This window comes from Xanthomonas sp. NCPPB 1826, assembly GCF_056725285.1.
This window is the reverse complement of the sequence record NZ_CM161521.1, coordinates 2,926,505-2,937,696: the sequence shown is the minus strand read 5'-3', so window position 1 is coordinate 2,937,696 and position 11,192 is coordinate 2,926,505. Positions and strand designations below refer to the sequence as shown.

Below are 11,192 nucleotides of genomic sequence, written 5' to 3'. Positions count from 1 at the left end.
CGCAGGAGAGGGGTTGGGGTGAGGGTCGGCAAGCAATCAACGCGTCGGTTGACGACGAATCACCTCTGCCGTATCCGATGTCGTGCACCGGCGGTCGCACCGTTGCGACACGCGCACGTGACCGGAAGCTGCATCTCGGCGCAACAAGCGGCCTGTCCGGGCATTAATCGGCCCTATCACTCTTGGCTTTTGCGTGACGTGATTGCACACTCGAAGGACCGTGGTGACGGTCGGCGTTGGGCCGGCCGCGCCGATGCGGCCGGCGGATTCCGGTCGTCGGAGAGCCTTGAATGGCGACGAGTGTGCGTATGCGGAATACCTTGACTTTGTTTTCGTCCAACGACGACGTGTTGTGCCACCGGGTCCGTCTGGTCCTGGCGGCGAAAGGGGTGACCTACGACCTGGTGCCGGTCGACCCGCAAAATCCCCCGGAAGATCTGATCGATCTCAATCCCTACCATTCGGTCCCGACCCTGGTCGAACGCGACCTGGTGCTGTACGCGGCATCGGTGGTCAGCGAATACCTGGACGAGCGCTACCCGCATCCGCCGTTGATGCCGGTCGACCCGCTCTCGCGCGCACGTCTGCGTCTGGCGATGCTGCGGATCGAGCACGACTGGGTGCCGCAGGTGCAGGCCATCCAGCTCGGCAACAAGACCCAGGCCGAGGCCGGCCGTAAGCGCCTGAAGGAACTGCTCACCGCGTCGGTGCCGCTGTTCAAGGCCAGCAAGTTCTTCCTCAATCCGGAAATGAGTCTGGCCGATTGCGCGATGGCGCCGATCATCTGGCGACTGGACGCGTTGGAGATCGGTTTGCCCAAGGACGGCAAGGCGATCGAAGACTACGGCAACCGGATCTTCCGCAATCCCGGCTTCATCCGCAGCCTGACCGATCAGGAAAAGAAACTGCGCGACCTGCCGGGCTGATGCGACGGCTGTATGCCAACAGACCGACGTCCCATCGCGCAGCCGCCGCTGCGGGCCGTGTGCGGGTAAAATGACGTCATGAGCGAAGATTTCCCCCGCATGACCAGCCATCGCCCGTACCTGCTGCGGGCCTTGGTCGAATGGATCAACGACAACGGCATGACCCCGCACGTCCTGGTGGACGCTGGGCTGCCCGGCGTGCAGGTGCCTGCCAGTGCCGTCAAGGACGGCCGCGTGGTGCTGAACATCGCCGAGCGCGCCGTGGTCGGGCTGCAGGTCGACAACGAAAGCGTGCAGTTCACCGCGCGCTTTGGCGGCGTCAGTTATCCGGTGATGGTGCCGATGGCCGCGGTCCTTGCGGTGTATGCACGCGAGACCGGGCAGGGCATGGCCTTGCCGGACGATATCCCCGGCACCAGCACCGAGCCGCCGGATCCAGGTGCACCGCCGCCAAGCGCGCCCACGCCGGACGAGCCGCCAAGCGCGGGCAAGCGTCCGCATCTGCGCGTGGTCAAGTAAGCAAGCACGGACGCGCATCGCGCGTCCGTACGTTGTTGCGCCATGTACGCGTGTGGCTTGCATCGCACGTGTTTCCACCAAAGCACGCCGTTGCATGTGTGCATCGGCGTCGTGGATAGCGGCAGCAACGCGGATCTTCAGTCGCGCGGCACTGCATGCAGGCCAAGTGCCTGCAGACGCATATATCGACCCAATCGCGGTCAGTTCAGGCGCTGATGGTCCGGGCTCAACGGCGTCACCGTGGCCACCTGCGGTCCGGTGAAGGCGATCAATTGATCGCCGCGCAGCACCAGGCGGCCGCTATGACGGTCGATGCCGTCGTAGGAATACTCGAACCGGAACGTCCGCTCGAAGCCCAGCCAGCCATTGGGCTTGCGGCAGATGCGGATGTTGGTGGAATGCACGCTCTGATCCAGCCATTGCACATCGGCGGCGCGGCAGGCATTGCGGCCGAGGATATCGGCACGTTCGGCCGCCGCGCGCGAGGAGTTCCAGAACGCGTACAGCGCGGCGCCGGCAATCATGAAGAGAATAAGGCTGGGCATGGCGTCAATGTGCCATGGCCTGCGCCCGATCGACAATCGTCGCGCCGGGCCGCAGCGTTGCGTTGATGGCTGGTGGCTGGCGACCCGATGTGCCGGCCGGCATCCGCCGCTTGTGCAGGCATCCCTTCGCTGCACCAGCAACGGCTGTCGTCACGTCGCGCAAGTGCTCGGCATCGCGCGCGGTAGAACTGGAGTTGACGGGAAGGTTGCAGCAGGTCGAATCGGTGCAGCGGACGCGCCAATTTGGCCGCTGCGCAGTCAGGCCGACAGCCGCTTTAACCATTCACCGCCATTCCCGGGCTCGACTTGTGTCGGGCGCAGCGCAACCCCATCCATTGGACTTCGCCCCGTTGAATCCACACGCCGCGTCTGGCCTGGCATCGCGGCCTGCGGCATTGCCTATGCATCCTGTCCTGCAGCAGTTCCATCCTGTCGTGGCTGCGTGGTTCGCGCAGACCTTCGCTGCGCCCACGCCGGCGCAGATTGCCGCGTGGCCGGCGATCCAGGCCGGACGCCACACGCTGGTGGCCGCGCCGACCGGCTCGGGCAAGACGCTGACCGCGTTCTTCGCGGCCATCGACGCGTTGATCCGCGATGGCCTGGCCAATGGCGGCGCGCTGCCGGACGAAACCCGGGTGGTCTACGTGTCGCCGCTGAAGGCGTTGTCCAACGACATCCACCTCAATCTAGATGCGCCGTTGCAGGGCATCCGCACGGCGCTGGTCGCGAGCGGCTTGCCGGATGTGGCGGTGCGCACGGCGGTGCGTACCGGCGACACCCCGCAACGCGAGCGCGCACAGGCGCGCCGCACGCCGCCGCATGTCCTGGTGACCACGCCGGAGTCGCTGTATGTGCTGTTGGGCTCGGCCTCCGGGCGCACTGCGTTGCGGCATGTGCGCACCGTCATCGTCGATGAGATCCATGCGGTGGCCGCGGACAAGCGCGGTAGTCATCTGGCGCTGACCCTGGAGCGATTGCAGCGGCTGGCCGAGCGCCCGATCACCCGCGTCGGGCTGTCGGCCACGCAGAAGCCGATCCAGACCGTGGCGCAGTTCCTGGTCGGGTCGGGCGATGCCGGCCAGCCGCCGCAGTGCGAGATCGTCGATATCGGCTACACCCGCAGGCGCGATCTGGCCCTGGCCCTGCCGCCGACGCCGCTGAGCGTGGTGATGTCCAACGATCAGTGGCTGCAGGTGTATGCCGATGTCGCCACGCTCGCGCAGCAGCATCGCACCACGCTGGTGTTCGTCAACACGCGGCGCATGGCCGAGCGCGCTGCGCGCCATCTTGGCGATCTGCTCGGCAAGCAGCGCGTCGCCGCGCACCACGGCAGCCTGTCGCGCGAAACGCGTCTGCTGGCGGAGCAGCGGCTCAAGGCCGGCGACCTCACCGTGCTGGTGGCCACCGCATCGCTGGAACTCGGCCTGGATATCGGCGATGTGGACCTGGTCTGCCAGCTCGGTTCGCCGCGTTCGATCGCCACCTTCCTGCAGCGTGCCGGACGCTCCGGGCATGCGGTCGGCGGCACGCCGAAGGCGCGCCTGTTTCCGCAGACCCGCGACGAGCTGGTCGAATGCGCCGCGCTGCTGGACAGCGTGCGCCGCGGTGAGCTGGACGCCTTGCGCATTCCGCTGGCGCCGATCGATGTGCTTGCACAACAGATCGTGGCCGAGGCTGCGTGCGAGGACTGGGACGAAGATGCGCTGTTCGCCTTGGTGCGACGCGCCTGGCCGTTCGCGCAGCTGAGCCGCGCGAGCTTCGATGACGTGGTGCGCATGCTGTGCGACGGCTTCAGCACACGGCTCGGGCCGCGTGCAGGCTACCTGCATCGCGATGCGGTGCATCGACGCCTGCATGCGCGCCGCGGCGCACGCATGACTGCGCTGACCTCCGGCGGCACCATCCCAGAAACCGGCGACTACAGTGTGGTGCTTGAGCCGAAGGCCGAAAAGATCGGCACGGTGAACGAGGATTTCGCGGTCGAAAGTCTTACCGGCGATGTGTTCCAGCTCGGCAATGCCAGCTACCGCATTCTGCGTGTGGATGCCGGGCGCGTCCGGGTGGAAGACGCCAAGGGCGCGCCACCGAATATCCCGTTCTGGCTGGGCGAGGCGCCCGGCCGCAGCGACGAATTGTCGGCGGCGGTATCGCGTCTACGCGGCGAGATTGCGCTGCGGCTGGATAGCCCGCCACATCCGGCGGCCTGCGACTGGCTGCACACCGTGCTGGATCTCTCGGTGGAAGCGGCACGCCAGCTGGTCGACTATCTCGCCCATGCCTGCACCGCGCTGGGCGCGATGCCGACCCAGCAGTGCCTGGTGATGGAGCGCTTCTTCGATGCCAGCGGCGGCACCCAGCTGGTGATCCACTCGCCGTACGGCAGCCGCATCAATCGTGCCTGGGGGCTGGCGTTGCGCAAGCGCTTCTGCCGCACCTTCAACTTCGAACTGCAGGCCGCCGCGACCGAGGATGCGATCGTGTTGTCGCTGTCCACCAGTCATAGTTTTGCCCTGGAGGAGGTGGCGCGCTACCTGCATTCGTCATCGGCCGAGCATGTGTTGATCCAGGCCTTGCTGGATGCTCCGCTGTTCGGCGTGCGCTGGCGCTGGAATGCGACCAATGCGATGGCGCTGCCGCGCTTTGCCGGTGGCAACAAGGTCGCGCCGCAACTGCAACGGATGAAGTCGGAAGATCTGCTGGCGACCGTGTTCCCCGATCAGGTCGCCTGCGCGGAAAATCTGGTCGGCGAGCGCGAGGTGCCGGATCATCCGTTGGTGACGCAGACACTGGAAGACTGCCTGCATCAGTCCATGGACAGCGAGGGCTGGTTGCAGGTACTGCGCGGGCTGGAGTCGGGGGCGATCACGCTTGTCGCGCGCGATCTGGCGGCACCGTCGCCACTGGCGGCCGAAGCCTTGAATGCGCGGCCGTACGCATTCCTGGACGACGCACCGCTGGAAGAACGCCGCACCCAGGCCGTGCAAAGCCGTCGCTATACCCCGCAGAGCAGCGACGACCTGGGGCAGCTCGATCCCGAGGCGATCGCCTCAGTGCGCGAACAGGCCTGGCCGCAGCCGCGCGATGCCGAAGAAATGCACGAAGCATTGGTCGGCCTCGGCGTGCTTCCGGTCGATGAAGCGGGCGATGCGCACTGGCAGGGCTGGTTGGCTGCACTTGCAGGCGATGGGCGTGCCAGCTGTCTTGCGTTCGACGGTGTGCCTGCGCTGTGGATCAGTGCCGAGCGCATCGACTGGTTTGCCCCACTGTATCCGCACGCCGTTGCGCTACCGCCGCTGCAGGCGCCGGCAGATTGCCGCGTTGCCGACTGGCAGCGCGACTGGGCCGTGCGCGAGCTGCTGCGCGGCCGCCTGTCTGCGGTCGGCCCGGCGCAGGTGCCGGCCCTGGCCGGCGCCTTACACCTGCCCGAGTCCGAGATCGTGCTTGCCCTGGCCGCCCTGCAGCGCGAGGGCTATGTCATGGCCGGCCATTTCAGCGCGCAGGCGCCGTCGGAAGAATGGTGCGAACGTCATCTGCTGGCGCGCATCCATCGCTATACCTTGGGACGGTTGCGTCGCGAGATCGAGCCGGTGGCACAACGCGATTACGCGCGGTTCCTGTTCGAGTGGCAGCACCTCGACAGTGCCAGCCGGGTGGCGGGGCCGGATGCACTGGCCGGCGTGGTCGGGCAGCTGGAAGGCTTCGAGGCGCCTGCGGTGCTGTGGGAGAGCGAGCTGCTGCCGGCACGCGTGCGCGACTATCAACCGGCCTGGCTGGACGAGCTGTGCACCGCCGGGCGCACCGTGTGGGCGCGGCTGCGGCCCGGTGGTGGCCGTAGCGGTGCCGCGCTGCGCAGCACGCCGATCGTGTTGCTGCCGCGTCGCGAGGCGCAGCGCTGGAGCAGCCTGGCACGCGATGCCGACGACGCGCCGCTGGGCTCGCGCGCGCAACGGGTGGCCGAGGTGCTGCAGCAGCAGGGCGCCTTGTTCTTCGACGAGATTGCCGATGCGGCCCGCCTGATGAGCACCGAGCTGGAAGATGCCCTGAGCGAACTGGTGATGCGTGGGCGTGCGCATTGCGACAGCTACGCCGGGCTGCGCGCGCTGCTGGTGCCGGCCTCCAAGCGTCCCTCGGCGCTGTCGCGCCACCGGCGCCGCGCCAGCGCGCTGGGCATTCGCGATGCCGGCCGCTGGGCGCCGGTACGCGCGCTGCCGGAGCTGCCGCTGGCCGAAGCCGGCGAGCGCCACCAGGACATGCTCGAACATGTGGCGCATACCTTGTTGCGGCGCTACGGCGTGGTCTGCTGGCGGCTGCTGGAGCGCGAGGCAGCGTGGTTGCCGCCGTGGCGCGAGTTGCTGCGCATGTATCAGCGGCTGGAAGCGCGTGGCGAGATCCGTGGCGGGCGTTTCATCGCCGGGCTGTCCGGCGAGCAGTTCGCGTTGCCGGATGCGATTGCGGCGCTGCGCCGCGTGCGTGCACAGGCCTTGCCGCAGCAGTGGGTATGCGTCAGTGCGAGCGACCCGAGCAATCTGTTGGGCAGCGTCCTGCCGGGCGAGCGCGTGGCGCGCGTGCCGGGCAACCGTGTGGCGTATCTCGATGGCCTGCCGATGGCGGTGTGGGCGGCAGATCGCTTCCAGCCGCTGCAGGACCTGAGCGAGGAACAGGCCGAGCAGGCCCTGCGCCTGCTGCAGCGTGGACCGGGCGCCGCCGAGCAGACGCCGATGGAGCAATGGCTGGCTCAGTCGCCCGGCAGCAGCGCGCGTGCGCCGGTCGCGCGCGGCAGCGGACGCGACAGATAGGGATTGTCCGCGACCACCCAGCGCCACGGCGCATCCACCGCCTTGCGGATGCCGATGCGCGGCGTCGCCAACGCTGCGGAGGGCGGCGGCAGGCCGTCGTCCTCGATCCACAGGCGTGCGCCTGCGTCGGTCAGATCCAGCCCGTTGTCCGTCGCGCTCACCCCGAACGCCTGGGCCAGGCGACCGGGACCGGTGGTCAAGGTCTTGAGTGGAGCGGCGTTGCGCGCGGCCTGCATGGCTGCGATCCCGGCCAGCGGTTCGAGCGCGCGGATCAGCACCGCATGCCCGGGCGCACCGCCGCACACCGCGTTGATTGCCCAATGCATGCCGTAGATGAAATACACATACAGATGCCCCGGTGCGCCGAACATCACCTGCGTGCGCGGGGTCATGCCGCGAAACGAATGCGCGGCCGGATCTTCGCTGCCGCAATACGCCTCGACCTCGGTGATGCGGCCGCGGCGTCCGTCCGCGCTGACCAATACCTTGTTGAGCAAGCGCGGCGCGACCTGGCGGGCATCGTGCGCATAGAAGCTGCGTGGAAGTGCTTGCAATGACATGCGCCAAGCCTAACCGCGCAGTCGTGATGTCCCAGCGGACTGTTCCGGACACGGCAGGAACCAGGGGTAGGAATTTTCCGAACGCGGACCGTACGAGCGCGTGACCGGTCACAAAAGCGCATATCCGATGGTGTGAATACGCGGTTAAGTGCCGTTTGCGTCTCAAGCGCGTTTTGGCCTCGCCGATAGCCATTAGCGATTGGTTAGACAAGCCGCACACAGTGAGCGGCACCCGCACCAGGCCACCGGGCGACCCTGCGACGCAGGTCGCGCATGCACCACCTTCAAGAGAACTCCCCAATGTTAGGCAACTTCAGAATCGGAACCAGGCTGATCGTGGCGTTCCTGATCGTCTCGGCGATCGGCGCATGCATCGGGTGGGTGGGTTATTCCAACTCCGGTCGGATCAGCGACCTGTCGACCTCGCTTTACGAGCGCGAGCTGCTCGGCTTGTCGAACGTCAAGGAGGCCAACATCAATCTGATCTACGCCGGCCGCGCACGCGCCAACCTGTTGCTGGCCAGCAGCGCCGAAGAGCGCCAGTCGCATGTGCAGAACATCGACAAGTACACCGCCAAGGTGGTCGATTACATGACGCGCGCGCGTTCCAGCTTCCAGACCGAGGAAGGCAGGAACAAGCTGGCGCAGTTCGACCGCGCCTGGCAGAAATACCTGGAAGAGCGCGGCCGCTTCATCGACGCCGCCAACCGCGAAGCCTTGCGCGACGCCAACCCGGAACTTGCCGAACTCTCGCGTGCGGTGCGTGCCAGCTCGGATGAAGTCGATACCTTGATGACCGATCTGAGCGGCCTGCGCGAGCGCAGCGCTGCCTCGGCCAATGCCGAAGCCGGCAGCATCCATGCGCGCAGCTCCAAGCTGCTGATGGCCATCATCTGCGGCGGCGTGCTGCTCGGCGCGGTTCTCGGCGTGGTGATCAGCCGCAGCGTCACCGGCCCGATCCGCCGCGCGGTGACGGTGGCCAACGGGCTGTCCGAAGGCGATCTGACCATGCGCATCGACGTGCATGGCCGCGACGAAACCGCGCAGCTGCTCGAAGCGATGCGCACGATGGTGCAGAAGCTGTCGCAAGTGGTCGGCGAGGTCAACACCAGTGCCGAAACCCTGGCCAGCGCGTCGGAAGAAGTCAGCGCCACCGCACAGTCGTTGTCGCAGGCCGCCAGCGAACAGGCCGCCGGTGTGGAAGAGACCAGTGCCTCGCTGGAGCAGATGACCGCATCGATCAGCCAGAACACCGAAAACGCCCGCATCACCGATGGCATGGCCACGCAGGCCGCGAAGGAGACCATCGAAGGCGGCGAAGCGGTGGTCGCCACCACCCAGGCGATGAAGCAGATCGCGCAGAAGATCGGCATCATCGACGACATCGCGTATCAGACCAATCTGCTCGCGCTCAATGCAGCGATCGAAGCGGCGCGCGCCGGCGAACATGGCAAGGGCTTTGCCGTGGTGGCCGCCGAGGTGCGCAAGCTGGCCGAACGCAGCCAGGTGGCCGCGCAGGAGATCGGCGAGGTGGCCAGTTCCAGCGTCGAACTGGCCGATCGCGCCGGCCGTCTGCTCGACACCATCGTGCCCAGCATCAAGCGCACCTCGGACCTGGTGCAGGAGATTTCCGCGGCCTCCGAAGAGCAATCCTCCGGCGTCAGCCAGATCAATTCGGCGGTGGTGCAGCTGAGCCAGACCACCCAGCAGAATGCCAGTGCGTCGGAAGAACTGGCCGCCACTGCCGAGGAAATGAGCGCACAGGCCGAGCAGCTGCAGCAGAGCATGGCGTTCTTCCGCCTGGGCGGGCAGGGGCCGGCGAGTACGCCGCCCAAGCGCGGCAAGGTGGCGGTTGCACGCCCGGCACGTGCGCCCGGTGCGCGCGGCTGGCGCAGCGCCGCGGCACCTGCCTATGCGATGTCCGAGGGCCCGGACGAAGGCCAGTTCGCCCGCTTCTGAGAGACCGATCGATGACTGCACAGACCCCCGATGTGATGCCTGGTGACGCCGATGCGGCGGCCCAGTACCTGACCTTCCAGCTGGATGGCGAAACCTTCGCCATCAGCATTCTTGGCATCCGCGAAATCATCCAGTACCGCGCACCCACGCCGGTGCCGTCGATGCCGGCCTGCGTGCGCGGGGTGATCAACCTGCGCGGTGCGGTGGTGCCGGTGGTGGATCTGCAATCGCGGCTGGGGCGTGCCGACAGCGCGATCGGCAAGCGCAGCTGCATCGTGATCCTGGCCACCGAGCAGGCGCAGGGAACGCAGGTGATCGGGGTGCTGGTCGATGCGGTCAACGCGGTGATCGAACTGGCCGATCAGGACATCGAAGCGGCGCCATCGTTCGGCACGCATATCCGCCGCGACCTGCTGCGCGGCATGGGCAAGGTGGGCGAGCGCTTCGTGGTGCTGCTGGAGATGGAGCAGGTGCTGCAGGTGGACGAAATTGCCGGCAACACCGATGCGCTGGCAGCCTGAGTCTGGCCAAGCGCAGCTGGCGATACGGCTGCGCCGCCTGACCGCTGATCGCTACACGCGTCAGCCGCCCAGACAGGCGCGCTGGCGGGTGTGTGTACACTGCGTTGGTAATTGGAAAGACTGCAGCCCTACACCGGCATCGACTTAGCTACCTGAGGCGGGGTCGTGTCGATCAGCGCCCTGCTGGCCTACCTCGCCGAGCCCACGCGCGGTCTGCCGCTCAGTCCTGCAGATGCCAGCCATTGAAGCGCTGCACGCGATTGCGTCCATTGCCGATCGCGCCCTGCAGGGCGTGCCGCGCGCGCGCCAGCAAGGCATTGCTGTCGAGCGAGGCACCGGCTGCCACCTCGACCAGCCCTGCGCTGATCGTCAGTGCGCCGGCTGGCCAGCTGGCCGCTTCGATCGCCTTGCGCACAGCCTCGATCAGCTCCATTGCCTTGGTTGCCGCTGTTTCCGGCAAGGCAATACAGAGTTGATCCCGGCTCAATCGTGCCACCGTGGCGGCATCCGGCAACTGCGCTTCGATCACCCTGGCAGCCTGGATCAGCGTTGCATCCGCCGCCGCGGCGCCCGCCTGCAATCTCAGCCGTTTGAAGCCATCCAGCTCGATCAGCGCCAGGGCGAGCGATGGCGTGGCGGCAGTGGGTGAGCTTTGTGCGTGTGTCTGCAGCGCATGCTCCAGACCGGCGCGGTTCCACACGCCAGTGAGTTCGTCGCGCAGCGCGTCCAGCTCGACCAGCTTGGCCGCACGCCGCAGCTCGATGGTGTCGACGACCTGCCGTGCCAGCGCCTGCAGTGCGTCGCGCTCGGCCACCGACAGGCGCCGGGGTGTGCGATCCAGCACGCACAGCGTGCCCAGCGCGATCCCATCGGAGGTCAGCAGCGGGGCGCCGGCATAGAAGCGGATCTGCGGCTCGCCGGTGACCAGCGCATTGCCCACAAAGCGCGCATCCTGGTGGGTGTCGCCCACCTCCATCACCTGGTCGGGTTCGAGGATCGCATGCGCGCAGAACGACAGCTCGCGCGGGGTTTCGCGTGGCGCCATGCCCAGCTTCGACTTGAACCACTGGCGCTGCGTGTCGATCAGCGAAATCAGGGCCATCGGCGTCCCACAAACCTCGGCCGCGCTCGAGGTGAAGGCGTCATAGACCGGCTCCGGTGGAGTGTCCAGCAGCTGGTAGTCCTGTAATGCAACCAGACGTTCGTCTTCGTTCGCCGGCAGCCGCGCCGCAACGGCGGCGTTGCGCGGCAGCAGCGTCGCGTGGAAGAGGTGCAACGCGGACGCGTCAGGAATCTGCATGGATAGACCACCGGAACAAGGCGCCGTCAGGCGATGGATATGCGCGTGGCGCTGCCGTGTCTGGGC

Annotated in this window: 8 protein-coding genes; 5 read left to right on the top strand and 3 right to left on the bottom strand. The window is 67.3% G+C overall.

Features of this window, described 5'->3' with window-relative positions:
- The first annotated feature begins 290 nt into the window (after positions 1–290).
- Together AC1PLA_RS12430 and AC1PLA_RS12425 are read left to right on the top strand one after the other, a co-directional pair.
- A complete protein-coding gene (locus AC1PLA_RS12430; RefSeq protein WP_024939278.1) occupies positions 291–926 on the top strand; it encodes a glutathione S-transferase N-terminal domain-containing protein in 636 nt (211 codons plus the stop codon).
- 78 nt (positions 927–1,004) lie between these two features.
- Positions 1,005–1,445: a ClpXP protease specificity-enhancing factor gene (locus AC1PLA_RS12425; RefSeq protein ID WP_016901612.1), complete on the top strand. Its 441-nt coding sequence runs from the start codon at positions 1,005–1,007 to the stop codon at positions 1,443–1,445.
- 200 nt (positions 1,446–1,645) lie between these two features.
- On the opposite strand, the gene AC1PLA_RS12420 is transcribed toward AC1PLA_RS12425, so the two are convergent.
- Complete coding sequence (locus AC1PLA_RS12420) at positions 1,646–2,026, bottom strand: DUF3301 domain-containing protein (protein ID WP_039516191.1); 381 nt, start codon at positions 2,024–2,026, stop codon at positions 1,646–1,648.
- 365 nt (positions 2,027–2,391) lie between these two features.
- Between AC1PLA_RS12420 and AC1PLA_RS12415 the strand changes: the two genes are divergently transcribed.
- The gene (locus tag AC1PLA_RS12415; RefSeq protein WP_481104636.1) at positions 2,392–6,786 is read left to right on the top strand and encodes a DEAD/DEAH box helicase; all 4,395 of its coding nucleotides are present in this window, start codon (positions 2,392–2,394) and stop codon (positions 6,784–6,786) included.
- Here the strand turns inward: AC1PLA_RS12415 and AC1PLA_RS12410 are convergent.
- Positions 6,726–7,346, bottom strand: coding sequence for a DNA-3-methyladenine glycosylase (locus tag AC1PLA_RS12410; protein WP_481104635.1), 621 nt, complete (start codon positions 7,344–7,346; stop codon positions 6,726–6,728). The genes AC1PLA_RS12415 and AC1PLA_RS12410 overlap by 61 nt on opposite strands.
- A gap of 300 nt (positions 7,347–7,646) precedes the next feature.
- Between AC1PLA_RS12410 and AC1PLA_RS12405 the strand changes: the two genes are divergently transcribed.
- Both AC1PLA_RS12405 and AC1PLA_RS12400 read left to right on the top strand, forming a co-directional pair.
- On the top strand, positions 7,647–9,305 hold the full coding sequence (locus AC1PLA_RS12405) for a methyl-accepting chemotaxis protein (protein ID WP_104622786.1): 1,659 nt from the start codon (positions 7,647–7,649) through the stop codon (positions 9,303–9,305).
- Between the two features lie 11 nt (positions 9,306–9,316).
- Entirely contained in the window at positions 9,317–9,826 is a 510-nt protein-coding gene (locus AC1PLA_RS12400) for a chemotaxis protein CheW (RefSeq protein ID WP_024939283.1), read from the top strand.
- Between the two features lie 220 nt (positions 9,827–10,046).
- On the opposite strand, the gene AC1PLA_RS12395 is transcribed toward AC1PLA_RS12400, so the two are convergent.
- Positions 10,047–11,126 carry a sensor domain-containing diguanylate cyclase gene (locus AC1PLA_RS12395; RefSeq protein WP_481104634.1) on the bottom strand — a complete coding sequence of 360 codons (1,080 nt, stop codon included), beginning with the start codon at positions 11,124–11,126 and terminating at the stop codon, positions 10,047–10,049.
- Positions 11,127–11,192 lie beyond the last annotated feature (66 nt).

What these genes read in the sequence shown, in the direction of transcription:
- AC1PLA_RS12405 (WP_104622786.1), top strand. Translation starts at nt 7,647, where the DNA reads ATGTTAGGCAACTTCAGAATCGGAACCAGGCTGATCGTGGCGTTCCTG.
- AC1PLA_RS12425 (WP_016901612.1), top strand. Translation starts at nt 1,005, where the DNA reads ATGAGCGAAGATTTCCCCCGCATGACCAGCCATCGCCCGTACCTGCTG.
- AC1PLA_RS12415 (WP_481104636.1), top strand. Translation starts at nt 2,392, where the DNA reads ATGCATCCTGTCCTGCAGCAGTTCCATCCTGTCGTGGCTGCGTGGTTC.
- AC1PLA_RS12395 (WP_481104634.1), bottom strand. Translation starts at nt 11,126, where the DNA reads ATGCAGATTCCTGACGCGTCCGCGTTGCACCTCTTCCACGCGACGCTG.
- AC1PLA_RS12400 (WP_024939283.1), top strand. Translation starts at nt 9,317, where the DNA reads ATGACTGCACAGACCCCCGATGTGATGCCTGGTGACGCCGATGCGGCG.
- AC1PLA_RS12430 (WP_024939278.1), top strand. Translation starts at nt 291, where the DNA reads ATGGCGACGAGTGTGCGTATGCGGAATACCTTGACTTTGTTTTCGTCC.
- AC1PLA_RS12410 (WP_481104635.1), bottom strand. Translation starts at nt 7,346, where the DNA reads ATGTCATTGCAAGCACTTCCACGCAGCTTCTATGCGCACGATGCCCGC.